Source organism: Devosia ginsengisoli (genome assembly GCF_007859655.1).
GTDB lineage: Bacteria > Pseudomonadota > Alphaproteobacteria > Rhizobiales > Devosiaceae > Devosia > Devosia ginsengisoli.
In genome coordinates this window covers 618522-641462 of the sequence record NZ_CP042304.1, presented here as the reverse complement: position 1 = coordinate 641462, position 22941 = coordinate 618522, and the positions used below count along the sequence as shown (strand labels likewise).

Annotated in this window: 24 protein-coding genes and 1 pseudogene; 20 read left to right on the top strand and 5 right to left on the bottom strand. The window is 64.2% G+C overall.

All coding sequences use genetic code 11. The features are described 5' to 3' along the window. Window position 1: 1 nt before the first annotated feature. From rpsF to radA, 8 genes and pseudogenes are all read left to right on the top strand, one after another. The gene (rpsF, locus tag FPZ08_RS03165) at window positions 2–397 is read left to right on the top strand and encodes a 30S ribosomal protein S6 (RefSeq protein WP_146292904.1); all 396 of its coding nucleotides are present in this window, start codon (window positions 2–4) and stop codon (window positions 395–397) included. 17 nt (window positions 398–414) lie between these two features. Beyond that, complete coding sequence (rpsR, locus tag FPZ08_RS03160; RefSeq protein WP_046169334.1) at window positions 415–669, top strand: 30S ribosomal protein S18; 255 nt, start codon at window positions 415–417, stop codon at window positions 667–669. A gap of 220 nt (window positions 670–889) precedes the next feature. After that, on the top strand, window positions 890–1462 hold the full coding sequence (gene rplI / locus FPZ08_RS03155; RefSeq protein WP_146288638.1) for a 50S ribosomal protein L9: 573 nt from the start codon (window positions 890–892) through the stop codon (window positions 1460–1462). A gap of 143 nt (window positions 1463–1605) precedes the next feature. Beyond that, window positions 1606–3075 carry a GGDEF domain-containing protein gene (locus FPZ08_RS03150; protein ID WP_146288637.1) on the top strand — a complete coding sequence of 490 codons (1470 nt, stop codon included), beginning with the start codon at window positions 1606–1608 and terminating at the stop codon, window positions 3073–3075. A gap of 202 nt (window positions 3076–3277) precedes the next feature. Further along, entirely contained in the window at window positions 3278–4762 is a 1485-nt protein-coding gene (locus FPZ08_RS03145; protein ID WP_146288636.1) for a replicative DNA helicase, read from the top strand. 2 nt (window positions 4763–4764) lie between these two features. Further along, window positions 4765–5894 (top strand): annotated as a pseudogene (gene alr / locus FPZ08_RS03135) (alanine racemase). Next, window positions 5891–6427 (top strand): DUF1697 domain-containing protein, encoded by a 537-nt coding sequence (locus tag FPZ08_RS03130; protein WP_146288633.1) that lies wholly within the window; start codon window positions 5891–5893, stop codon window positions 6425–6427. Before alr ends, FPZ08_RS03130 begins: the two are co-directional and overlap by 4 nt. A gap of 241 nt (window positions 6428–6668) precedes the next feature. Then, window positions 6669–8069 (top strand): DNA repair protein RadA, encoded by a 1401-nt coding sequence (radA, locus tag FPZ08_RS03125; RefSeq protein ID WP_146288632.1) that lies wholly within the window; start codon window positions 6669–6671, stop codon window positions 8067–8069. On the opposite strand, the gene FPZ08_RS03120 is transcribed toward radA, so the two are convergent. Continuing rightward, window positions 8070–8441 (bottom strand): DUF2200 domain-containing protein, encoded by a 372-nt coding sequence (locus FPZ08_RS03120; protein ID WP_146288631.1) that lies wholly within the window; start codon window positions 8439–8441, stop codon window positions 8070–8072. It abuts the gene before it with no gap. Between the two features lie 165 nt (window positions 8442–8606). On the opposite strand from FPZ08_RS03120, the gene FPZ08_RS03115 reads away from it, so the two are divergent. The 4 genes from FPZ08_RS03115 (at window position 8607) to FPZ08_RS03100 (ending at window position 12307) form a co-directional block, all read left to right on the top strand. Beyond that, on the top strand, window positions 8607–9233 hold the full coding sequence (locus FPZ08_RS03115; protein ID WP_146288630.1) for a CvpA family protein: 627 nt from the start codon (window positions 8607–8609) through the stop codon (window positions 9231–9233). A gap of 226 nt (window positions 9234–9459) precedes the next feature. Next, on the top strand, window positions 9460–10953 hold the full coding sequence (purF, locus tag FPZ08_RS03110) for an amidophosphoribosyltransferase (RefSeq protein ID WP_425457568.1): 1494 nt from the start codon (window positions 9460–9462) through the stop codon (window positions 10951–10953). Then, window positions 10953–11702, top strand: a complete 750-nt coding sequence (locus tag FPZ08_RS03105) for an SDR family NAD(P)-dependent oxidoreductase (RefSeq protein WP_146288628.1) — start codon at window positions 10953–10955, stop codon at window positions 11700–11702. The genes purF and FPZ08_RS03105 overlap by 1 nt, the downstream gene beginning before the upstream one ends. Next, entirely contained in the window at window positions 11702–12307 is a 606-nt protein-coding gene (locus tag FPZ08_RS03100) for a GNAT family N-acetyltransferase (protein WP_146288627.1), read from the top strand. Before FPZ08_RS03105 ends, FPZ08_RS03100 begins: the two co-directional genes overlap by 1 nt. Before the next feature lie 8 nt (window positions 12308–12315). On the opposite strand, the gene FPZ08_RS03095 is transcribed toward FPZ08_RS03100, so the two are convergent. Next, on the bottom strand, window positions 12316–12705 hold the full coding sequence (locus tag FPZ08_RS03095) for a GFA family protein (protein ID WP_146288626.1): 390 nt from the start codon (window positions 12703–12705) through the stop codon (window positions 12316–12318). A gap of 256 nt (window positions 12706–12961) precedes the next feature. Next, window positions 12962–14224 (bottom strand): hemolysin family protein, encoded by a 1263-nt coding sequence (locus tag FPZ08_RS03090; protein ID WP_186767306.1) that lies wholly within the window; start codon window positions 14222–14224, stop codon window positions 12962–12964. Between the two features lie 196 nt (window positions 14225–14420). Between FPZ08_RS03090 and FPZ08_RS03085 the strand changes: the two genes are divergently transcribed. The 4 genes from FPZ08_RS03085 (at window position 14421) to guaA (ending at window position 18329) form a co-directional block, all read left to right on the top strand. Further along, entirely contained in the window at window positions 14421–14858 is a 438-nt protein-coding gene (locus FPZ08_RS03085) for an MAPEG family protein (RefSeq protein WP_146288624.1), read from the top strand. Further along, the gene (locus FPZ08_RS03080) at window positions 14858–16150 is read left to right on the top strand and encodes an RsmB/NOP family class I SAM-dependent RNA methyltransferase (RefSeq protein ID WP_146288623.1); all 1293 of its coding nucleotides are present in this window, start codon (window positions 14858–14860) and stop codon (window positions 16148–16150) included. Before FPZ08_RS03085 ends, FPZ08_RS03080 begins: the two co-directional genes overlap by 1 nt. 53 nt (window positions 16151–16203) lie before the next feature. Continuing rightward, window positions 16204–16689: a TspO/MBR family protein gene (locus tag FPZ08_RS03075; protein ID WP_146288622.1), complete on the top strand. Its 486-nt coding sequence runs from the start codon at window positions 16204–16206 to the stop codon at window positions 16687–16689. A 68-nt stretch (window positions 16690–16757) separates the two neighbouring features. Next, entirely contained in the window at window positions 16758–18329 is a 1572-nt protein-coding gene (guaA, locus tag FPZ08_RS03070; RefSeq protein WP_146288621.1) for a glutamine-hydrolyzing GMP synthase, read from the top strand. A gap of 57 nt (window positions 18330–18386) precedes the next feature. Here guaA and FPZ08_RS03065 read toward each other — a convergent pair whose 3' ends face one another. Continuing rightward, window positions 18387–18644 carry a hypothetical protein gene (locus FPZ08_RS03065; RefSeq protein WP_146288620.1) on the bottom strand — a complete coding sequence of 86 codons (258 nt, stop codon included), beginning with the start codon at window positions 18642–18644 and terminating at the stop codon, window positions 18387–18389. A 123-nt stretch (window positions 18645–18767) separates the two neighbouring features. After that, window positions 18768–19460, bottom strand: coding sequence for a DUF899 domain-containing protein (locus FPZ08_RS03060; RefSeq protein ID WP_146288619.1), 693 nt, complete (start codon window positions 19458–19460; stop codon window positions 18768–18770). A 96-nt stretch (window positions 19461–19556) separates the two neighbouring features. On the opposite strand from FPZ08_RS03060, the gene FPZ08_RS21825 reads away from it, so the two are divergent. From FPZ08_RS21825 to der, 4 genes are all read left to right on the top strand, one after another. Next, on the top strand, window positions 19557–19757 hold the full coding sequence (locus tag FPZ08_RS21825) for a hypothetical protein (RefSeq protein ID WP_186767190.1): 201 nt from the start codon (window positions 19557–19559) through the stop codon (window positions 19755–19757). Window positions 19758–19885: 128 nt separating this feature from the next. Next, window positions 19886–20536: a 2'-5' RNA ligase family protein gene (locus tag FPZ08_RS03050; RefSeq protein WP_146288617.1), complete on the top strand. Its 651-nt coding sequence runs from the start codon at window positions 19886–19888 to the stop codon at window positions 20534–20536. Between the two features lie 79 nt (window positions 20537–20615). Continuing rightward, entirely contained in the window at window positions 20616–21410 is a 795-nt protein-coding gene (locus FPZ08_RS03045; RefSeq protein WP_146288616.1) for a tetratricopeptide repeat protein, read from the top strand. Window positions 21411–21450: 40 nt separating this feature from the next. Further along, window positions 21451–22902: a ribosome biogenesis GTPase Der gene (gene der, locus FPZ08_RS03040; RefSeq protein ID WP_146288615.1), complete on the top strand. Its 1452-nt coding sequence runs from the start codon at window positions 21451–21453 to the stop codon at window positions 22900–22902. Window positions 22903–22941 lie beyond the last annotated feature (39 nt).

Here is a 22941-nt window from a genome sequence, read left to right as displayed (position 1 = left end):
CATGGCCCTCTACGAGCATATCTACCTGGCACGCCAGGACGTTTCCCAGCAGCAGGTCGAAGAACTGACCGCTGCGCTGACCGAAATCCTCGCCACTGGCGGCGGCAAGGTCACCAAGAACGAATATTGGGGCCTCAAGGGTCTCTCCTACCGCATCCGCAAGAACCGCAAGGCGCATTATACGCTGCTGAACATCGAAGCAGCGCCGCAGGCCGTTGCCGAGATGGAACGCCAGATGCGCATCAATGAAGACATCCTGCGCTTCATGACCGTGCGCGTCGACGAGTTGGAAGAAGGCCCCTCGGCCATGATGCAGAAGCGCGATCGCGATGACCGCGATGGCGGTCGCCCCGACCGTGGTGGCTTCGGCGGCGAACGCCGTCCGCGCCGTTTCTAAGATAAGGACCCAAAGCTATGGCAATCAAAGACCTCACCACCGCCCAGGCCCGCCGTCCGTTCCAGCGCCGCCGCAAGACCTGCCCGTTCTCGGGCGAGGGCGCGCCCAAGATCGACTACAAGGACGTGCGCCTGCTCTCCCGCTACGTGTCGGAGCGCGGCAAGATCGTGCCGAGCCGCATCACCGCCGTTTCTGCCAAGAAGCAGCGTGAACTGGCTCAGGCGATCAAGCGCGCCCGCTTCATCGGCATCATGCCGTATGCCGTCCAGTAAGTTCGCTGGGCTGGCGATCTAGTGGCGGTGCGCTGCGCTTCCGGTGCTCACGTACCTAGGTACGCTCCGCTCCGGTTCTCGCGAACCACCACTATCTCATCCAGCCCAACGACTTCCTGTTTGGCCTGCCCGTGCCTGTAAAGGGCACATCGTTGGGGTTCTGGATGGTCCGGGGCTCCTAACCGTCCGAGAGACGGGACAGCTACTAAGGAATACCCAAATGAAAGTCATTCTGCTCGAGCGCGTCGGCCGTACCGGTTCGATCGGCGACGAAGTCACCGTCAAGGACGGCTTCGCCCGTAACTTCCTGCTGCCGCAGGGCAAGGCGCTCCGCGCCACCGAAGCCAACCGCAAGAAGTTCGAAGCCGAACGCGCCCATATCGAAAAGCGCAACGACGACCGCCGCAACGCCGCTGCCGGCATTGCCGAAGGTCTCAACGGCCGCGAAATCATCATCATCCGCCAGGCGGGTGAAACCGGCCAGCTCTACGGCTCGGTCGCCTCGCGCGACATCGTGGAAGCCCTGGCCACCGATGGCTTCACCGTGCAGCGCAGCCAGGTCGACCTCACCGACCCGATCAAGTCGGTCGGCGTGCACACCGTGCCGCTGAACCTGCATGCCGAAGTCGCCGTGACCATCACCGTCAACGTCGCCCGCTCGGAAGACGAAGCCGCCCGCCAGAGCGCCGGTGAAGACGTGACCGTCACCGTCTATGAAGATGACGTGGAAGGCGACTTCGCCGCCGGCCAGAAGGACGCGCAGCAGGACGATCGCTTCGACGACGAAGTCTGATCGGCTCGCAACGCATTGAAGAGGCCGGGCCCTGCGCCCGGCCTTTTTGTTTGCGTGGAGTTTGCTTTGTATGGACCGGCCTCGTGGATCGTTAACCGCCACGGCCTAGACTGGCTCAAGTAGTTTCAGACGTAGTGCCAGATTTGACCGCGCCCCGATCGAAATGGGACCCGCTCCCGACCAATCCGACATTGCTATCGCTCTGCATCGGCGTGCTTGTTCTGGGCGCCTGCTTTGTCGGCATTCACACGCGGCTGCTGTTTTCCCTGGCGAGCTTGTGGCCGGCCAATGCGCTGCTGTTGAGCCTGCTGCTGATCCGGCCCGAAGCCAACCGGCCCCTCACCTGGATCGTGGCCACTGCCGCCTATATGACCGCCGATCTGCTGACGGGCGGCGCATTTGGCGCCAGCGCAATATTGAACGGGACCAACCTGGTGGGCGTAGCCGCGGGACTGCTGGTCTCGAAGCTGCTGCCATGCAACGTGCTGCTGCTGCGCCGGCCGATGGATACGATCTATATCATGCTGATGCTTGCGGCGGCATCCGCGGCGGCAGGCCTTGCCGGGATGGTGGCCGGGCCAATGCTGTTCGGCATGAGCGGGGTCCGCGCGCTAGACCTCTGGCTCACCACCGAATTTGTCAACTACGCCATCTTCGTGCCGCTGATCATAACGCTGAATGTGGGATACCGCGCGGATTCGATGACCGTCTATGGCCATCGCGGGATCGCCTGGCGGCAGGGCGCGGCCATCGCGACGCTGCTGGCCTCGGTCGGCTTCATGCATGTAAGCGGCGGACCCGGCGCCATCGCCTTCAGCATCCCGGCGCTGCTGTGGTGCGCCGTGTGCTTCCGCCCGGCAACGGCCAGCGCGCTGACGATGGCGACGGCTGTCTGGCTGCTCATTGCCGGCCCGGCGGGCCAGATTCCGTTCGGTTTCGTGCTGAGCGAGGTGGGGGATCTGTCATCCTACCGGCTCGGCGTGGCGATGATCGCCATCGGGCCGTTCGCGGTTGCCGGCCTCAACGCGGCATGGCGCGTGAGCAATGAGGCGCTGGAGGTCGCGGCAACGCGCGACGAGCTGTCCAGCCTGCTCAATCGCCGCGCCTTCATGGACCGGGGGCGCAAGGCGCTCGCCCGGGGCAATGCCAGCCAGTTCTGCGTGCTGATGATCGATATCGATCACTTCAAGGCCATCAACGACTTTCATGGCCATCCGGCGGGTGATGCGGTTATCCGGGCGATCGGCGCGCTGCTGAACAGCAGTGTCGGCCCCGACGATTTTGCCGCCAGAATCGGCGGCGAGGAATTTGCCATCGGCCTGCAGGCCGTCACACCGGCTGCCGCCGAAGCCGCGGCGGAACGGATACGCCACGTGGTCAGCCAGATGGTGGTTCCCGGTTGCGGCGATGCGGATATCCGATTCACCGTCAGCATCGGGGTGGCCGATCACCAGAATCACGCCGAGCTTGGCGCGACCCTGTCTGCCGCGGACGCGGCGCTTTACGTGGCCAAGCGCAATGGCAGGAACCGCGTGGTTGCCACGTTCAGCATGGCCACTGAGGCCGAGCAGGCACCGGCGGAGCTGGCCGAACCCGTGATGCGGGTGGGATAGGCAGGGTGCGTCCGGGGTAGCCCGGCGGGACCGACTCGCGCCATGCTCCTGCCTTGCTCACATGCAAGGTCATTGCGGCACATTCCCCGTTGTCCACAAAGTTCACAGGGGTGGGTCACGGGACATTAACCAGCGGGTCGATAGGCCAAGACACGACGCCGAGTCGCGTGGTTAAGAAAGGTTAACGGTTCCCGGGGGCATTATGGCAGAGATCGCGCGGCTGCATCCGGCCGAAGACAAGTCCTTCCGTCTGGCGCCCCACAATGTGGAGGCGGAGCAGGCGCTGCTGGGCGCCATCCTGCTCAACAATGATGCATTCTACCGCGTCTCGGATTTTCTCGAGCCGGTGCATTTCTACGAGCCCGTGCACCGCGATATCTATGAAATCGCCGGCAAGATCATCCGCGCCGGCAAATCGGCCGATCCGACCACGATCAAGACCCACCTGCCCGAGCAATTGCTGCCCGACGTGACCATGGCACAGTATCTCGCCAAGCTGGCAGCCGAAGCGACGACAGTGCTGAATGCCGGCGACTACGGCCAGGCCATCTATGACACAGCCATCCGCCGCAACCTGATCCTGGTGGGCGAGGAAATGGTGTCGGTCGCCTATGACGGCGACGTGGAGATGACGCCGAACAAGCAGATCGAAAAGGTCGAAGGCGAGCTGTTCCAGCTGGCCGAAAAGGGTCGCTATGATGGCGGCTTCCAGAACTTTTCCAGCGCGCTCAGCGCCTCGATCCAGATGGCGGGCGAAGCCTATCAGCGCGATGGGGGCCTGTCGGGCATTGCCACGGGGCTGGACGACCTCGACCGGCAGATGGGCGGCCTGCAGGGCAGCGATCTGATCATCCTCGCGGGACGCCCGGCCATGGGCAAGACGTCGTTGGCGACCAATATCGCCTTCAATGTCGCCAAGGCGTGGAAGGGCGAGGTGACGCCTGACGGCCATCAGAAGACCACCAATGGTGGGGTTGTCGGCTTCTTCAGCCTGGAAATGAGTTCGGAACAGCTGGCCACGCGTATCCTGGCCGAGCAGGCGGAAATCTCGTCGTCCGATATCAGGCGCGGGCGCATTCATGACAGCCAGTTTTCCAAGCTGGTTGATGTCTCCAACATGATGAGCAAGCTGCCGCTGTTCATCGACGATACCGGTGGTATCTCGGTGGCGCAGCTGGCGGCGCGGGCGCGGCGGCTGAAGCGGCAGAAGGGGCTCGATTTCCTCGTCATCGACTACCTGCAGCTCCTGAGCGGCTCGAGCAAGGCATCGAGCCAGAACCGCGTGCAGGAACTGACCGAAATCACCACCACGCTCAAGGCGCTGGCCAAGGAGCTGGAAGTGCCGATCGTGGCTTTGTCCCAGCTCTCCCGCCAGGTGGAAGCGCGCGACGACAAGCATCCGCAACTGGCGGATCTACGCGAATCGGGCTCTATCGAGCAGGACGCCGACGTGGTGCTTTTCGTTTACCGCGAAGAGTATTATCTGAAGAACAAGGAGCCCAAAGAGGGCACGCCAGAGCATATGACCTGGCAAGGGGAGATGGAAAAGGTGCACGGCAAAGCCGAAGTCATCATTGCCAAGCAGCGCCACGGCCCCACCGGTACGGTGCAGCTCAGCTTCGAGGCGCAGTTCACGCGCTTCGGCAACCTGGCGCGCGCCGACTACCTGCCCGAGCGTATGGAATAGGCATGGCGCTGACGTCTGGCCTTGGGGGGCAACTCAGTATCGATCTCGGGGCCTTGGCCCGGAACTGGCGGGCGCTGGACAAGGTGAGCGCCGGCGCGCTGACCGGTGCTGTGGTGAAGGCCGATGCCTATGGCACCGGCGTGACCATGGCCAGCAAGGCGCTGCATGCCGCCGGGGCGCGCTTCTTTTTGCGGCGACGCCGGACGAGGGCATGGCGGTGCGCGCGGCGGTGCCCGATGCACATATCTTTATTCTCAACGGGCTCTATCCGGGCGCGGCCAATCTCTATGTGCGGCAGAACCTGATGCCGATCATCTCCTCCATGGCGATGCTGGAGGAATGGCTGGCCAAATGCGTGGAGCGCAACGAGGCCTATCCGTCCGCCTTCCATTTCGACACCGGCATGAACCGGCTGGGCTTCCGGCTGAACGAAGCGGCGATGGTGCGCGAGCGCATCCAGGCGCTGGGCTATGCGCCGCAAATGGTGATGAGCCACCTGGCCTGCGCCGACACGCCGAACCATGAGAAGAACCGTACGCAACTGGCTTTGTTCGGTTCGGTCATGACGCAGTTTCCGGGGATTCCGGCATCGCTGGCCAATTCGGCCGGGCTGATGACGGGGCGGGATTATCATTTCCAGATGGTGCGGCCGGGCATTGCGCTTTATGGCGGGCGGGCGGTGAATGGCCGCAAGAACCCGATGGCGCCGGTGGTGACGCTGCATGTGCCGATCATGCAGGTGAAGGAAGCGCGCACCGGGGAAAGCGTGGGCTATGGCGCCACCCAGTCGCTGTCGCGCGACAGCCGGCTGGCCATTCTCAGCCATGGCTATGCCGACGGATTTTTCCGCTCGCTGTCGGGCAGCAATACGCGGCCGGGCGCCAAGGTGATGATCCGCGGCAAGGCGTGCCCGGTGCTCGGGCGGGTGTCGATGGACCAGGTGACGGTGGATATTACCGAATTGGGGCCTGACATTCCGAGCCCCGGCGAAGGGGCGGAAATCCTCGGCGACATCATCGGGGTGGATGAGCAGGCCGATGCCGGCGGCACGATCGGCTACGAAATCCTGACCTCGCTCAAGGGACGCTATAGCCGCAATTATGTCGGCGACGGCAATCTGCCGCCGGAATGACAATCTACGTCATCCTGCTGCGGGCCATCGGGCCGATCACGCACAAGATCATGTCGATGGCGCAATGGCGGGATGCCGTGGCGGCGGCAGGCTATGATGCGCCGCAGACCTATGTGGCGACGGGCAACATGATCGTGGGCAGCGACAAGGGGATTGCCGAAGTCACCGCGGACATGAATGCGGTGGTGCGGGGGCTCGGGCTGGGACCGGGCAATGTGGCGGTGGTGCGCAAGGCGGCGACACTGCACCGGCTGGTCAAGGCCAATCCCCTCCCCGAGGCGGCAGCGGAGCGGCCCAGCGAATTGACGGTCTATTTCTTTGCCGGGGCCAGGCCGGATTTTTCGTGGCTGGGCGACTATGAGGGGCCGGAGCGGGTGCATATCGAGGGCACGCATCTGTTCGTGGATTATGCGGGGCGCGCCTCGCAGAGCCCGCGGCTGCCGGGGCTGATCGAGAAGCGCGCCGGCACCGTGACAGCGCGGAACTGGAACACGGTGCGCGGGCTGGCCGAGCGAGCGGCGGCGCGGGGGTAACCAGAGCTTCAGCGCATGTTGCCCCACCCTCAATCCTTCCTCATCCACCGGCCGTCACCCTCGGGCTTGACCCGAGGGCACTGTACTTACCTAGCGCTCAGCAAGTGTAGAGCCCTCGGGTCAAGCCCGAGGGTGACGATCCGGGGTGGGATAGTTCATCCAAAAGTTCTCTTTTTGTTCTTGCCCGATTTCCTCAGACCGGCTACGCTTCTTGATAGCGTTGCAAGTGTAGAGACCCGTCTTGGCCAAATCCCGTTCTTCCTTCGTCTGCCAGTCCTGCGGGGCCGTGACCACGCGCTGGCAGGGGCGGTGCGATGCCTGTGGCGAGTGGAACACCATTGTCGAGGAAATCACCGACTCAGGAGTCGGCGCGGGGCCGAAATCGGCCAAGGCCAATGGACGACCCACCAATCTGGTGCCGCTTTCCGGGGAGACGGAGAGCGCGGCGCGGGTGGTGACCCGGCTGGCGGAGCTGGACCGGGTGACCGGGGGCGGGTTCGTCAAAGGTTCGGCGCTGCTGGTGGGGGGCGATCCGGGGATCGGCAAATCGACGCTGCTGCTGCAGTCGGCGGCGGCTTTGGCCAACCAAGGTAAAAGCGTCGTCTATGTCTCGGGCGAGGAGGCGGTGGCGCAGGTGCGGCTGCGGGCGCAAAGGCTGGGGCTGGGCGAAGCCAATGTGATGCTGGCGGCCGAGACCAATGTGGAGATCATTCTCGCCACGCTGGAAAACGGCCCTGCCCCGGACCTGGTCATCATCGACTCGATCCAGACGCTGTGGACTGATCGGGTTGACTCTGCGCCGGGCACGGTGACGCAGGTGCGCACGTCGGCGCAGGCGCTGACGCGCTTCGCCAAGAAGAGCGGCGCGGCGGTAGTGCTGGTGGGGCATGTGACCAAGGACGGGCAGATTGCCGGCCCCCGCGTGGTCGAGCATATGGTGGATGCCGTGCTCTATTTCGAGGGCGATGCCAGCCATACGTTCCGGATTTTGCGCGGGGTGAAGAACCGCTATGGCGCGACCGACGAGATCGGCGTGTTTGCCATGACCGAGCTGGGGCTGGAGCAGGTAGCCAACCCCTCGGCCTTGTTCCTCGACCAGCGCGACGAGGGGGCGGCGGGTTCGGCGGTGTTTGCCGGCATGGAGGGGACGCGGCCGCTATTGATCGAAATCCAGGCGCTGGTGGCGCCCTCCCCGCTCGGTACGCCAAGGCGGGCGGTGGTGGGCTGGGATTCTTCGCGCCTGTCCATGGTGCTGGCGGTACTGGAAACGCGCTGCGGGGTGCGGATCGGGGCCAATGACATCTATCTCAATGTCGCGGGCGGGCTGAAGATCAACGAGCCGGCAGCGGACCTGGCGGTGGCGGCGGCGCTGATCTCGTCGCTGACCAGTTCCCCCCTGCCCAAGGATGCGGTCTATTTCGGGGAAATTTCACTGGCTGGGGGGATCAGGCCGGTGGCGCATGGTTCGCTGCGGCTGCGCGAGGCGCAGAAGTTGGGGTTCAAATCGGTTTCGACCGGGCGGCTGGGCACGGCGGACCGGGCCTCGGGGCTGGCGGTGTCGGAATTTTCGGCTTTGTCGGAGCTGGTGGGGCGGATCGCGGCGGCGGGCAAGCCGCGGGAGCCGGAACGCGACGAGTGGTGATCAGGCGTCGACCGGCTGCTGCCGCAGGATCTTGGACATGGGGCGGCCCTTGGCGAGTTCGTCCACCAGTTTGTCGAGGTAGCGGATTTCCTTCATCAGGGGCTCCTCGATCTCGGCCAGCTTGACGCCGCAGACCGAGCCGGTGATGAGCGCGCGGTCAGGATTGAGATGCGCCTGGGTGAAGAAGGTTTCGAACGTGGTCTTGTTGGTCAGTTCGCGCTCCAGCGATTCCTGGCTGTGGCCGGTGAGCCAGCGGATGACTTCGTCGACCTCTTCCTTGGTGCGGCCCTTCTTCTCGGCCTTTTCGAGATAGAGGCGATAGACGCTGGCCACGCTCATGGCATAGACGCGCTGGTTGTTCTTGCTGTTCATGACGTCTCCATTGCCTGTGCTGTGTCGCGCGGGTGCTGCGGCGTCAGGTTAACAGTTTTTTTGGAGATTGGCATCGGCCAGGCCCGCTGCCCTTGGCATCCCGCCACAAAGCGGCTAAACGAAGCGCCACACTGCCGGGGCGGCAAACGGAGCTAGCGAAGACATATGCTGACAGCGTTCGACGTTGGTGTTGGTGTTTTGGTGCTGATTTCGGCGATCCTGGCCACCGCGCGCGGGCTGACCCGCGAAGTGCTGTCGCTGGCGACCTGGGCCGGCTCGGCCGCTATCGCCATCTATATGTGGCAGTACCACCCCGAAATCGCGCGGCAATATATTGCCGAGCAGATCGTGGCCGATATCGCCACCGTGGTCGTGACCTTCATCGTGGCGCTGATCGTGCTGCACCTTTTGACCATGCGCATCGCCGATTTCGTGGTCGATAGCCGCATCGGGCCGATCGACCGGACGCTGGGCTTCGTGTTCGGCGTGCTGCGCGGCATCCTGATCGCCATCGTCATCACCATTTTCGGCACCTGGCTGCTGCCCAACAACCTGCCGAGCTGGGCCGCGGAATCGCAATCGCTGCCGCATCTGCAGAGCATGGGCCAGACGCTGATCTCGCTGCTGCCGGAAGGCCTGGAACAGCAGGTGACCGACCTGCTGCAGGGCGGCACGGGGCTGACGGAAGATTCCGAATCGCCGGCCATCCCGCTGGACGAAGGCACGGATTCGACCGAGGACGGCACGGTGGCGCCGCCGGTCGACGTGCCCGCGGCGGCGCCGCAGGCCTGATCATAAAACGGTGAGCGCGGCGCGCCTGCCACAAGTCTGACCGTCTTGCGGGGCATTGGTCGGCACACGAAAAATGGGCTATGGGATGGGCAACCCCTCATCCGCTAGCCCTGTCGCCATTGGCGGCACGCATTTATGAGGCGCGTTTTCGAACCGCGAAAGTGGCGTCCACTTTTGCTGAAAACGCTCAAGCCCGCGGTTGGGCAGCATTGGCATGGAGAGCCCGGTGAACCATCCGAGCGAAAACTCTTTCGATGATCTTGAAGGCGACACGCTGCATGAAGAGTGCGGCGTGTTTGGCATTTTGGGGCATAGCGACGCCGCGACGCTGACCGCGCTGGGGCTGCATGCCCTGCAGCATCGCGGGCAGGAAGCGGCCGGCATCGTCAGCTTCGACGGCAAGCAGTTCTTCACCGAAAAGCGCATGGGGCTGGTGGGCGACCACTATACCGACCCGGCTTTGCTGGCGAAGCTCCCCGGTTCGATGGCAATGGGCCATACGCGCTATTCGACCACGGGCGAAGTGGCCCTGCGCAATGTGCAGCCGCTGTTTGCCGAGCTGGAGGATGGCGGCATTGCCATCGCCCATAACGGCAATTTCACCAATGGGCTGACTTTGCGCCGGCAGATCATCGCCACCGGGGCTATCTGCCAGTCGACTTCGGACACCGAAGTGGTGCTGCATCTGGTGGCGCGGTCGCGCCACTCGTCCTCGACCGATCGCTTCATCGACGCCATCCGCCAGATGGAAGGCGGCTATGCCATGCTGGCGATGACCCGCACCAAGCTGATCGCGGCGCGCGATCCGATCGGCATTCGGCCGCTGGTGATGGGCGAACTCGATGGTAAGCCGATCTTCTGCTCGGAGACCTGCGCGCTCGACATTATCGGTGCGAAATATATCCGTGACGTCGAGAATGGCGAGGTGGTGATCTGCGAAATCCAGCCCGATGGCTCGATCACCATCGAGGCACGCAAGCCGGCGCGGCAGCAGCCGGAACGGCCGTGCCTGTTCGAATATGTCTATTTCGCGCGGCCGGATTCGGTCGTGGCGGGGCGCAGCGTCTATGCGGCGCGCAAGCGCATGGGGATGAACCTGGCCAAGGAAGCGCCGGTCGAAGCCGATGTGGTGGTGCCGGTGCCCGATGGCGGCACGCCGGCGGCCATCGGCTATGCGCAGCAGAGCGGCATTCCGTTCGAGCTGGGCATCATCCGCAACCACTATGTGGGCCGCACCTTCATCGAGCCGACGCAGTCGATCCGCGCCTTCGGCGTCAAGCTCAAGCATTCGGCCAACCGGGCCGAAATCGCGGGGAAGCGCGTGGTGCTGATCGACGATTCCATCGTGCGGGGCACGACATCGGTCAAGATCGTGCAGATGATGCGCGATGCCGGCGCGACGGAGGTGCATATCCGCGTCGCCAGCCCGATGATCTTCTATTCGGACTATTACGGCATCGACACGCCGGACCCGGAAAAGCTGCTGGCCAACCAGCATGCGAGCCTTGAATCGATGTGCAAGTTCATCGGCGCTGACTCGCTGGCCTTCCTGTCGATCGATGGCCTCTATGAGGCCGTAGGTGGAGAAAAGCGCAACAATGCGGCGCCGCAATTCACCGACCACTATTTCACGGGCGACTATCCGACGCAGTTGACCGATCTCAATGGGCGCGCCAAGAGCGAGCCGAAACAAGTTTCCCTGCTCAAAGAGGCCGGTTAATGGCTGGAAATCAGGATCAAACCGGCCAGGATCTGGCAGGCAAGGTCGTCCTCGTCACCGGCGCCTCGCGCGGCATCGGCTATGCATCGGCCATCGAGGCTGCCCGGCGCGGCGCCCATGTGGTGGCGGTGGCCCGCACGGTGGGCGGGCTCGAGGAACTCGACGACGAAATCCAGGATCTTGGATCGGCGGCAACGCTGGTGCCGCTCGACCTGCGCGATGGCGACGCCATCGACCGGCTGGGCGCGGCGATCTTCGAGCGCTGGGGGGCCCTCGATGGCCTCGTGGCCAATGCCGGGCAATTGGGCGTGCTCAGCCCCCTGCCCCATGTGAAGCCGGAAGATTTCGAGAAGGTGATGGCGGTCAATGTGACGGCCAATTATCGCCTGTTGCGCGCGACCGACTTGCTGCTGCGCCAATCGACGGCGGGACGCGCCGTATTCGTGTCGTCTTCGTCGGCGCGTTCGGCACGGCCCTATTGGGGGCTCTATGCCGCCAGCAAGGCGGCGGTGGACGCCATGGCCAAGTCCTATGCCGGGGAAGTGGCGCAGACCAAGGTCAAGGTCAACGTGTTCTATCCCGGCGCAGTACGTACCGCGATGCGCGCCAAGGCCATGCCGGGGGAAAATCCGGATACGCTGCCCACGCCGGCCGATATTGCCCCCAAGCTGATCGACCTGATCAGCCCGGCGGTGAAGGAAAGCGGCAAGCTGTTCAACATCGAGACCGGCGCCTTCGAGGAGATCTGATGGTCGAACTGCGGGCCTATCGCGCTGATGATCTCGAGGCGCTTTACGAGATCTGCCTCGTGACCGGGGATGCCGGACAGGATGCGAGCCCGCTGCATAATGACCGGAAGGCCATCGGCCATCTGTATTCGGCGCCTTATGGGGTGATCGAGCCCGAACAGGTCTTCGTGGCCGAGGATGAACAGGGCGTTGCCGGCTATATCGTGGGCACGCATGACACCAGGGCCTTTGCCGCCAAGCTGGAGCGCGACTGGTGGCCCGCCTTGCGCGCGCATTATGCGCAGGTGCCGGAGGCCGAGCTGACGCCGGCGGATCGCGGGCGCGTTGCGGCCATGCGCGAGCCCGGCGACAATCCACCCGATATCGTGGCGCGCTATCCGGCCCATATCCATATGAACCTGCTATCGCGCCTGCGCGGGCAGCGGATCGGCACGGGCCTATTGCAGATGTGGATCGCACAGGCGCGGGAGGCCGGGGTGAGCGGAATCCATCTGGGGGCCAGTGCCGGCAATACCGGCGGGGTGGCATTCTGGACGCGCAGCGGATTCGAGCCGCTGCAGACCATCGGGCGCACCGTGTGGTTCGGGATGACGCTGGCCGAGTAAGGAGGCGGCTATTCCTCGGCGCGGCTGCTGGAGGCGCGGTCGCGCTCGTAATGCCTGAGCGGAAAGGGCGGCAGCCAGGCTTCACGGCGGATGGTCCAGAGTTCGTAGGTCGGGACGAACTGGTTCGGCTCGTCCAGGGAGCCCAGATTGATCTCGATCTCGTCGCCTGAGCGGGAAAATACCGAAGAGCCGCAACGGGGGCAGAAGAACCGGCCGGCATAGTCGCTGGTATCGCCTGATATCGTCACAGCGTCCTGGGGAAAAATCGCGGAGGCGTGGAACAGCGCGCCGTGATGCTTGCGGCAATCAAGGCAATGGCAGATGCCGACCCGGTAGGGACGGCCCGATGCCACGAAGCGAACCTGGCCGCAGAGGCATCCGCCGGTGAAAGTGTCCATGCTGCATCTCCCCTGGGGTTTCTGGCTTCATCGGGCATGATATCAACTATGGACGGTGCCAGCACCTACCGTGGATGTTTGGGCAGTTTTCCCTTCTCCCCTTGTGGGAGAAGGTGCCCGAAGGGCGGATGAGGGGGCGCCGAGTTATCCATCGGCAGTGAAGCATGGGATGGCGCAGCCCCCTCACCCGGAAATCCGCTGAACGCGGATTTCCACCCTCTCCCACAAGGGGAGAGGGTTGGCCGGAGGTCTGGCGTCAATCCAAACGCGTCATCAGGACCTTGTCGATGCGGCGGCCGTCGAGGTCCATGATCTCGAATTTCCAGCCATTGTGCTCGAAGATTTCGCCAACGGCCGGCAGGCGATTGATGATGGAGAGGACATAGCCCGCCACGGTCTCGTATTTGGCGTCGCGGGCGATGGCGAGCTTGAGCTTGTCGCTGAACTCGTCGACCGGCATCCAGCCGGCGACCAGCCAGGAGCCGTCTTCGCGGCGGATCAGGGCCGGGTCGTCGCCGGTTTCCTCCTGGAAGACGCCGGTAATGACTTCGAGGATGTCACCCGAGGTGACGATGCCTTCGAAATGGCCGTATTCATCGACCACCAGCGCCATATGGACGGTGGAATTTCTGATGGCGCGGACCACGTCCAGCGCATCGGCATGGTCCATGACCACGGGGACAGGCTGCACGAATTTGCGGATATCGAGCGGCTGGCCATTGGCGAAGACGCCGATAATGTCCTTGATGGCCACGACGCCGATGATGGAATCCGCATCGCCATCCTGCACCAGCAGGCGCGAGCGATGGGTATCGAGGATGGTGCGGCGAATTTCGTCGCCATCGTCGGAGAGGTCGACCACGTCGACTTCGAGGCGCGGGGTCATCAGGCCGCGGGCCGAGCGGTCGGCCAGGCGCATGACCCCCGATATCATCGAATGCTCGTCGCTTTCGATGACGCCAGCCGTGGTGGCCTCGGCGATGATGGTCTTGACCTCTTCCTCGGTGACGGTTTCCTCGGCCTCGCCGCCCTGCCCCAACAGGGTCAGCACGGCCTTGCCGGACACATCGAGCACGAAGACCACCGGCGAACCGATGGCGGCCAGCAGCTTCATGGCCGGAGCCACGCGGGCGGCGACGCCTTCGGCATCGCGCAGGGCGATCTGCTTGGGCACGAGTTCGCCGATGATGAGCGAGATATAGGTGATCAGCACCACGACGACGCCGACGCCCAGCACATCGGCAACATTGCCGGCCACGCCGATCGACTGGAGCCAGCCGGTCAGCCGCAGGCCCAGAGTGGCGCCGGAAAAGGCGCCCGACAGGATGCCGACAAGGGTGATGCCGATCTGGACCGAGGAGAGGAACTTGCCGGGATCATCGGCAAGCTGGATGGCCGTGGCGGCCCCTTTATTGCCCTGATCGGCCATGGCGCGAAGGCGGGCCGGGCGGGCGGAAACGACTGCCAGTTCCGACATTGCCAACAAGCCGTTGACGATGGTCAGGACGACGACGATCAATATTTCTGCGAACAAGGTCTTTTCATTGAATGCGGCCCCGCTCTCAGCATCGGGTCGCTTTGACCGGCGCAATATAGGGCCAAATCGGCCGCTTGCACCATGGGGAGAGAAAATTTGTCGCGGCAGGCCGGCGCTGATTTCACATGCCGATGCAACCAATCGGGCCAAAGCGCCGTAATTGCTGGTGGAGTTCATTATGCCACTGACCGAGAAACTGCTGATCCTGGCTATCGCCGCGCAGGTGTTGCTGACGCTGGGCATTCTGATCTGGCTGGGATTCGAACGCGTGCCGCGGGTGGCGCGGGGCGAAATCGCGGTCAAGGATATCGCCGCGGACCGGGCCGCCTACCCGCTGCGGGCGCGGCTGCTGTCGAACAGTTTCGACAATCAGTTTCAACTGCCGGTGCTGTTCTATGTCGCGGCATTGCTAGCGCTATGGAGCGGCGGGGCCGGCTGGGCTGAGGTGGTGCTGGCCTGGCTGTTCGTGGCGCTTCGCTATGCCCATGCCGCCGTGCATGTGATCAGCAATCGGGTCTATCGGCGGTTTGCGCTTTATACGGCAGGCCTTGTGGTGCTGGCGCTTCTGTGGGTATGGCTCGTGCTGCGATTGATCATCCTAGCCCCGAGTATCTGATGCGCCTCCCCGGTCGCCTTTCTGCCGCCATTGCCGTGCTTGCCGATGTCGAGACGCGCAAGCGCCCCGTTTCGGAAGCGCTGAAGGCCTGGGGGCTCAACAACCGCTTTGCCGGGGCCGGCGACCGCGCCGCCATCGGCAACCTGGTCTATGACGCGCTGCGGCGGCGGGCCTCGCATGCGGCGCTGATGGGCAGCGATACGCCAAGGGCGCTGGTGCTGGCGGTGGCGGTGCGCGACTGGGGCGAAGACCCGGCGGCGCTGAGCGAGAGCTTTGCCGGGGATAATCATGCGCCCGAGGCGCTGAGCGCGGAGGAAATGGCGCGGGCCGTCGGTCAATTGGGCGATGATGTGCCCGGCTTTGTGCTGGCGGATGTGCCCGAATGGCTGGCGCCGTCGCTGGAGCGCGGCTTCGGCGACAACTGGATTGCCGAGGGGCAGGACATGGCCGGGCGGCCATCGCTGGATCTGCGGGTCAACAGCCTCAAATCGAGCCGCGAGCGGGTGATGAAGTCGCTGGCGCGCTTCACGCCCGAGGAAGCGGCGATTGCCCCGCTCGGCGTGACCATGAAGGCCGGGCCGCGCGATGCGCGGACGCCCAATGTCACGACGGATGAAGGCTATCTCAAGGGCTGGTTCGAGGTGCAGGACCAAGGCAGCCAGATCGTGGCGGCCCTTGCCGGGGCACAACCGGGCGAACAGGTGCTGGACCTGTGTGCGGGGGCCGGCGGCAAGACGCTGGCGCTGGCGGCGGCGATGATGAACAAGGGGCAAATCTTTGCCTATGACAGCGACCGCAACCGGCTGGCGCCGATCTATGATCGGTTGAAGCGCAATGGCGCGCGCAATGTGCAGGTGCGGGCGCCGCAGCCGGGGGCGCTGGACGATCTCGTGGGGAAGATGGATCGCGTGGTGATCGACGCGCCCTGCACCGGGACGGGCACCTGGCGGCGGCGGCCGGACACCAAGTGGAAGCTGACGCCGGAGCTGCTGAGCCAGCGCGTGGGCGAACAGGCGGCGATTTTGGCGGAGGGCCAGCGCTATCTGAAACCCGGCGGCACGCTGGTCTACATCACCTGCTCGATCCTGCCGGAAGAAAACGACGAGCAAATCGCAGGCTTTCTCGCGGGCAATCCGGGCTTTGCCTCCGTCATGCCCGAAGATATGTGGGCGGCCGCCTTTGGCACCGCCCTGCCCGCGGGCCTGGCGACCGGCAAGGGCGGGATTGCGCTGACGCCGCGACTGACAGGTACGGACGGGTTTTATTTCAACGCTTTGCGGCTGGTGGAGTGAACCGCGGACAGCCTCGCGCGTTGGGGGTAATATAGCCCCGTTGAGCCCGAGCCATGACCGTACCTTCCCTCGCCGACTACAAGACTCCCCGCCCCTGGCTGACGCTGGGCATTTTCCTCGTCGTGGTCATTGGCGTGGGGGCGCTGATCGGCACGCAATCTGTGCCGGGTACCTGGTATGAAGGGCTGGCCAAGCCGCCATTCAACCCGCCCAACTGGATTTTCGGGCCAGTGTGGTTTGCGCTTTATGTGATGATCGCGGTCGCCGGCTGGCGGATATGGATGATCGACGCCGGCAGCGGGGCGATGAAGGTCTGGTTCGCGCAGATGGCACTCAACTGGGCGTGGTCGCCGATCTGGTTCATCGGGCAGATGCTGTGGCCGGCCTTTGCCGTCATCCTGGCCATATTGGCGCTGATCGTGGCATTCATCATCTCGGCGCTCCGGCTGGATACCGCGGCGGCGTGGCTGTTCGTGCCGTATCTGGCCTGGGTGAGCTTTGCCAGCCTGCTCAATCTCTCCATCGCGATCCTCAACTAACCACGCTGCAGGCCTCGTCTGCGTGGGAGATGCTTGCGGAATCTGCGGCGTGGCGATAATGGCTCGCCATGCACAGCACAGATACGTCCGACCGCCCGCAATCGATCCTCATCGTCGACTTCGGTTCGCAAGTCACCCAGCTGATTGCGCGCCGCATTCGAGAGACCGGCGTCTATTGCGAAATTCACCCCTTCCAGAGCGCCGGAGCCGCCTTTGCGGCGATGCAGCCGCGCGGCGTGGTGCTGTCCGGGGGGCCCGCTTCGACGCTGGACGAGAATGCACCGACCATCGATCCTGCAATCCTCGACGCAGGCGTGCCGATCCTGGGCATCTGCTATGGGCAGCAGGCTTTGTGCATGGCGCTGGGCGGCAAGGTGGAGGCGGGGCATCACCGCGAATTCGGCCGGGCCGAAGTCAAGGTCGAGAAGGCTGCCGCGCTCTATGACGGCGTGTGGGACCTGGGGACCGAGCGCCAGGTGTGGATGAGCCATGGTGACCGCGTCGTAGCCCTGCCCGAGGGGTTCGAAGTGGTCGGCACGTCGGCCAATGCGCCCTTTGCCATGATCGCCAACGAGGCGCGGCGCATCTGGGCGGTGCAGTTCCACCCCGAAGTGGTGCATACGCCCGATGGCGCCAGGCTCTATGCCAATTTCGTCCACAAGATTTGCGGCATCGACGCCAGTTGGACCATGGCGGCATATCGCCAGAAGATGATCGAGAAAATCCGCGCCCAGGTGGGAACGGGCAAGGTGATCTGCGGGCTTTCGGGCGGGGTGGATTCCTCTGTCGCGGCCGTGCTGATCCATGAGGCGATCGGCGACCAGTTGACCTGCATCTATGTCGATCATGGGCTGATGCGGCTCAATGAGAGCGAGCAGGTCGTGACCATGTTCCGCGACCAGTACAATATCCCGCTGGTGCATGTGGATGCGTCCAAGGTGTTCCTGCGGGAGCTCGACGGGCAATCGGACCCTGAGACCAAGCGCAAGATCATCGGGCGGCTGTTCATCGAGACGTTCGAGGAAGAAGCCAGGAAGCTCGGTGGCGCGCAATTCCTGGCGCAGGGCACGCTTTATCCTGATGTGATCGAATCCGTGTCGTTTACCGGCGGACCGTCAGTGACGATCAAGAGCCACCACAATGTGGGCGGGCTGCCCGAGCGCATGAATATGCAACTGGTGGAACCGCTGCGTGAGCTGTTCAAGGACGAAGTGCGCGTGCTGGGGCGCGAACTCGGGCTGCCCGAGAGCTTTATCGGGCGGCACCCCTTCCCCGGACCAGGCCTCGCCATCCGCTGCCCCGGCGGGATTACGCCGGAGAAGCTGGATATCCTGCGGCAGGCCGACGCCATCTATCTCGATGAAATTCGCAAGTCGGGCCAGTATGACAAGATCTGGCAGGCCTTCGCCGTGCTGCTGCCGGTGCAGACGGTCGGCGTGATGGGCGACGGGCGGACCTATGAATTCGTCTGCGCGCTGCGCGCGGTGACCTCGGTCGATGGGATGACGGCCGACTTCTATCAGTTCGACATGAACTTCCTCGGCAAGACCGCCACCCGCATCATCAACGAAGTGCGCGGCATCAACCGGGTGGTCTATGACGTCACCAGCAAACCACCCGGCACCATCGAATGGGAATAATGGAAGAACGCACGCAGACCAAGCGGCGTCCCCGCTTATTGGCAGCAGTTCGAGGAGCTAGACACGGCGGTGGGCGCGCTTCTGTTCAACCGTTGCATACTCCACGAGACGATTGATCACCTTGTCGAGTTGAGCAGCGGTCTTTGGCCAGATCGGCTCGGCGTGATTTAGCTGAATGTAGCGACCCATTTCTTCTGGCGAGAAGTCGGCCAGATGAACGACCTCGCTGAGCGCAGCCCTGAATCGCCCTTCATCGAGCGCATGCGGCGTGTCCCACGTCGGAATTTTGCAGAAGCTGTCAAAGACCTCGTACATTTGGCATCCTTCTCCGTAGCACAAAGAACATATACTGAACGAAGATCGGATGAAAGAGATTCGGCTCAGCCACTCGCCGGTTATTCATCGGATGTAGGCCCGCAAGAGTCCGCCGCGCGATGGCTATTTGTAGCGGTCGTGGCGGCGGACCCAGTCCATGCCTTCGTCTTCGTTGCGGCCTTTCGGCATGAGGTCGAGCAGGGCGTAGGTGCCCATCATCACCTCCACGCCGCGGCCGAAGGTGGAGTAGGTGTGAAAGACATCGCCCGCCTCGTCCTTGATGAAGGCGCTCAGGCCGGGCCATTCCTCGCCGGTCTCGTCCCACTCGCCGAAGTTGTAGTCGATGTGGCCGCTGGCCACTTCTTCGGGGGTGAAGCTGACCCGGAAATCGTAATTGAACGGACTGCCGTTCGAGGACACCCAGCGGAATTGCCAGCCCATGCGGTGGCGATAGCGCTCGAGATCGGCAAGCGGGGCGCGCGACACGGCGATCATGGTCACGTCGTGATGGGCCAGATGCTGGTTCATGCCGTCGGTGTGATCGGCCATGAAGGAGCAACTGGGGCAGCCTTCCTTCCATCCCGGCGCGAACATGAAATGCTGCACCAGAAGTTGCGAGCGGCCCTCGAACAGATCGGCGAGCGTGCGCGGGCCTTCGGGCGTGTCGAACACGTATTCCTTGTCGATACGAACCCAGGGCAAGGCAAGGCGCTGTTGCGCGACCCTGTCGCGAAGATGGGTGACCTCCTTCTCCGCTTTCAGAAGGTCGCGGCGAGCGGCCAGCCACTCATCGTGTGAAACTACAGCATGTTGCATTATTGGTCTCCTTGGGTTTGGCGCGGCAAACGGGCTGACACGAGGGCCAGCCATGGTGGCAGATGAAAGATGGCCATCAGGAGATACATCAGGGCCATGTCGCTGATCGGCGACCAGGACATGGCGGCGGTGCAGATGGTCATGCCGGGGGTGCTGAGGGCAGCGATGCCGCTCATCAGGGCGAAGGTCGGGGCGGCGGCGAGCCGGAGCATGCCTGATATATCGAGCTTCCATGCGCGTAACGAAGCGCCGGTTCTCTTTGTTGCAAATGCCGCCATGTCCGTTCCTCCGCCGTGATGGGAGAACGCTATCCCGGTGGAGCGTCGGGACGGGAGTTACAAGTGTGGCGGGATTCAGCGATGGTGGTTGACCGCTGCCGTCGGCCGTTCTACAAAAAGAACAAACAGGGAACAATGAGCCATGTCATGGAGATGCAATTCGAGCTTTTCGGTGGGGCGCCTGTAGCGGAGGCGAAGGCGCTGGAGCATCGGTATTATTTCACACTGCTGCCGCCGCCGGCTTTGGCGCAGGAGATCGAGCGCGGGGCCGAGCGGCTGGGACGGCAGTTCGGCGTGCGCAATGTGGTGCGGGCCGAACGGCAGCATGTGTCGCTGCATATGGTGCAGCGCGGGCGGGAAATCGGCGGCGATTTGCTGGACGAAGCGCTGGAAGTGGGCGAAGCGGTGCGGCGGCCGGGCTTCGATGTCGTGTTCGACACGATGCAGACCTTTGCCGGTGCGCGGCCGAAGACGGGCGGGCGGGCGCAATATCCGACCGTGCTGAGCTGTTCGAACGGGGCGCGGGACCTGTTGGGGCTGTACGGCGATATCGGGCGGGAGATGCAGCGGCGCGGCTTGCGGGCGGGACGGCCGTCCAGCGTACCCCATCTGACCATCTGGTATGGGCCCGAACGGGTGCCGGAACGACAATTGCGGCGGCCCTATCGCTGGGCGGTGCGCTCGTTCTGGCTGGTGCATACGGTGCCGGGCATAAGACGGCCGGATTACCTGGCCGAGTGGACGCTGGGCCGCATGGGCGGTGGGCAGGATGCTGCTGACCTGTCGGGCGCGCCGTGAGGCGGCTCAGGGGCGCATTTGCTTTCCATGGGAGCCATGCTAAACGTGCGCGCAAATTAAAGACGACCTTAGGCAGGCCATGTCCCAGGACAATATCTTCCAGGAAATCGATGAGGAGTTGCGCAGCGACCGCATGCGGGCGCTATGGCGGCGGTTTGGCCCCTATGTGATCGGGGCTGCCGTGGCCGTGGTGGCGCTGGTGGCGGTCAATGAAGGCTGGTCCTGGTATCATGCCAACAATGCCGCCCAGTCGTCGGACGAGCTCTATGCCGCGTTCGACCTGATCGATGGCGGCGACCTGCCGGCCGCGCAGAGCCAGCTCGACACGCTGATTGCCGACGGTTCGGGCAGCTATCCGGTGCTGGCGCAGTTCCGCAAGGCGGGCGTGATGGCCCGCGAAGGCGCCACTGCCGATGCCGTGGCCGCCTATGACGAGCTGGCCAATACCCAATCCAATCCGCGCCTGCGCGAATTGGCGCTGGTGCTGGGCGCCACGCTGATGGTGGATGCCGGCAGCCTGGCCGATGTCGACTCGCGCGCCGGCAGCATTGCCGCCGAGGGCGGTCCGCTGCGCAATGCGGCCCGCGAAGCGCTGGGACTGGCGCAGTACAAGGCCGGCGACTTCGCCGCCGCGCAGACCAGTTTCGAGGCTGTGGTGAATGACCCGCTGACCCAGAGCAATACGCGCAACCGCATGGGCTATTACCTGGCGCAGTTGCTGTCGCAGGGCGCCATTGCCGAAGCGCCGGCGGCTGATGCCGAGGCCGCGGCCAGCGCCATAGACGAAATCGTCAGCGACGAGGCCCCTGCCGCCGAAACCCCGGCTGCAGATGCCCCTGCTGCCACCACCGAGGCCGAGCCGGTCGCTGAATAAGCGAGCGCTTTCGCCTGACGCCGGATCGGAACAAGCTCGCATGACCGTCACCGTTGCCATTGTCGGTCGTCCCAATGTCGGCAAATCCACGTTGTTCAACCGCCTCGTCGGCCGCAAGATCGCGCTGGTCGACGATACGCCGGGCGTAACGCGCGACCGGCGCGAGGCCGAGGGCCGCATTGCGGACCTGACCTTCCGCATTCTCGACACGGCCGGCTATGAGGACGTGACCGACGGGAGCCTGGAAGACCGGATGCGCCAGCAGACCGAGCTGGCGATCCGCGAAGCCGATGTCATCCTGTTCATGATCGATGCCCGCGCCGGCGTGGTGCCGCTGGACCAGCGCTTTGCGCAGGTGTTGCGCAAGGCCGGCAAGGACGTGCACCTGGTCGGCAACAAGGCGGAAAGCGGCGCGGCGGAAGCCGGGCTGGTGGAGGCGTTCAAGCTGGGTTTCGGCGAGGCGATCCCGCTTTCGGCCGAACACGGGCTGGGCCTGTCGGAACTCTATTCCATCGTGTCGGCGGCGATCGACCGCGTGGCGGCCGAACAGGGCGAAGAGGATATTGCCGACCTCGACGAACTGCCCGAGGTGGATGTCGATATCACCGAGGACATGCTCGAGGGCGAAGGCGACGAAGCCACGCTCCGCTGGAATCCCAAGCGCTATCTCAACGTGGCCATTGTCGGCCGGCCCAATGCCGGCAAATCGACGCTGATCAACCGCATGGTGGGCGAGGAGCGTGTGCTGGTCGGCCCCGAGGCAGGCATTACGCGCGACAGCATCCTGGTGCCGTGGGAATGGGAAGGCCGGGTGATCAACCTGGTCGATACCGCCGGCATCCGCCGTCGTGCGCGCGTCACCGAAAAGCTGGAAAAGCTGGCGGTGGGCGACAGCCTGCGGTCGATCCAGTATGCCGAAGTTGTGGTGCTGATGCTCGACGCGACCATTCCGTTCGAGAAGCAGGACCTGGCGCTGGCGGACCTCGTGGAACGCGAAGGCCGCGCGCTGGTCATCGCGGTCAACAAGTGGGATCTGATCGAGGACAAGAATGCGGCGCTGGCTTCGCTACGTGAAGCGTGCGAACGGCTGCTGCCGCAGTTGCGCGGCGTGCCGCTGGTGACGCTGTCGGGCCTGACGGGCAAGAATATCGACAAGCTGATGGACGCCATTTTCGCCATCGAGCGGACCTGGAACCTGCATGTATCGACGGCGCGGCTCAACCGGTGGCTGGCGGGCATGGTCGAGGGGCATCCGCCGCCGGCCGTTTCCGGGCGCCGGCTCAAGCTGCGCTACATGACGCAGGCCAAGACGCGGCCGCCGAGCTTCATCCTGTTCGCGTCGCGGCCCGAAGTGCTGCCGATGGCGTATCAGCGCTACCTGATCAACGGGCTGCGCGAGGCATTCGACATCAAGGGCACGCCGATCCGGCTGTGGGTGCGCGGGGGCAGCGAGAACCCGTATAACGACAAGAGCAAGCGGAAGATGGGGTGAGGAAAACCCGCGGTGGGAGCAGCGGGTTTTTGATTTCCC

What these genes read in the sequence shown, in the direction of transcription:
- rpsF (WP_146292904.1), top strand. Translation starts at nt 2, where the DNA reads ATGGCCCTCTACGAGCATATCTACCTGGCACGCCAGGACGTTTCCCAG.
- rpsR (WP_046169334.1), top strand. Translation starts at nt 415, where the DNA reads ATGGCAATCAAAGACCTCACCACCGCCCAGGCCCGCCGTCCGTTCCAG.
- rplI (WP_146288638.1), top strand. Translation starts at nt 890, where the DNA reads ATGAAAGTCATTCTGCTCGAGCGCGTCGGCCGTACCGGTTCGATCGGC.
- FPZ08_RS03145 (WP_146288636.1), top strand. Translation starts at nt 3,278, where the DNA reads ATGGCAGAGATCGCGCGGCTGCATCCGGCCGAAGACAAGTCCTTCCGT.
- FPZ08_RS03130 (WP_146288633.1), top strand. Translation starts at nt 5,891, where the DNA reads ATGACAATCTACGTCATCCTGCTGCGGGCCATCGGGCCGATCACGCAC.
- FPZ08_RS03120 (WP_146288631.1), bottom strand. Translation starts at nt 8,441, where the DNA reads ATGAACAGCAAGAACAACCAGCGCGTCTATGCCATGAGCGTGGCCAGC.
- FPZ08_RS03115 (WP_146288630.1), top strand. Translation starts at nt 8,607, where the DNA reads ATGCTGACAGCGTTCGACGTTGGTGTTGGTGTTTTGGTGCTGATTTCG.
- FPZ08_RS03105 (WP_146288628.1), top strand. Translation starts at nt 10,953, where the DNA reads ATGGCTGGAAATCAGGATCAAACCGGCCAGGATCTGGCAGGCAAGGTC.
- FPZ08_RS03100 (WP_146288627.1), top strand. Translation starts at nt 11,702, where the DNA reads ATGGTCGAACTGCGGGCCTATCGCGCTGATGATCTCGAGGCGCTTTAC.
- FPZ08_RS03095 (WP_146288626.1), bottom strand. Translation starts at nt 12,705, where the DNA reads ATGGACACTTTCACCGGCGGATGCCTCTGCGGCCAGGTTCGCTTCGTG.
- FPZ08_RS03085 (WP_146288624.1), top strand. Translation starts at nt 14,421, where the DNA reads ATGCCACTGACCGAGAAACTGCTGATCCTGGCTATCGCCGCGCAGGTG.
- FPZ08_RS03080 (WP_146288623.1), top strand. Translation starts at nt 14,858, where the DNA reads ATGCGCCTCCCCGGTCGCCTTTCTGCCGCCATTGCCGTGCTTGCCGAT.
- FPZ08_RS03075 (WP_146288622.1), top strand. Translation starts at nt 16,204, where the DNA reads ATGACCGTACCTTCCCTCGCCGACTACAAGACTCCCCGCCCCTGGCTG.
- guaA (WP_146288621.1), top strand. Translation starts at nt 16,758, where the DNA reads ATGCACAGCACAGATACGTCCGACCGCCCGCAATCGATCCTCATCGTC.
- FPZ08_RS03065 (WP_146288620.1), bottom strand. Translation starts at nt 18,644, where the DNA reads ATGTACGAGGTCTTTGACAGCTTCTGCAAAATTCCGACGTGGGACACG.
- FPZ08_RS03060 (WP_146288619.1), bottom strand. Translation starts at nt 19,460, where the DNA reads ATGCAACATGCTGTAGTTTCACACGATGAGTGGCTGGCCGCTCGCCGC.
- FPZ08_RS21825 (WP_186767190.1), top strand. Translation starts at nt 19,557, where the DNA reads ATGTCGCTGATCGGCGACCAGGACATGGCGGCGGTGCAGATGGTCATG.
- FPZ08_RS03050 (WP_146288617.1), top strand. Translation starts at nt 19,886, where the DNA reads ATGGAGATGCAATTCGAGCTTTTCGGTGGGGCGCCTGTAGCGGAGGCG.
- FPZ08_RS03045 (WP_146288616.1), top strand. Translation starts at nt 20,616, where the DNA reads ATGTCCCAGGACAATATCTTCCAGGAAATCGATGAGGAGTTGCGCAGC.
- der (WP_146288615.1), top strand. Translation starts at nt 21,451, where the DNA reads ATGACCGTCACCGTTGCCATTGTCGGTCGTCCCAATGTCGGCAAATCC.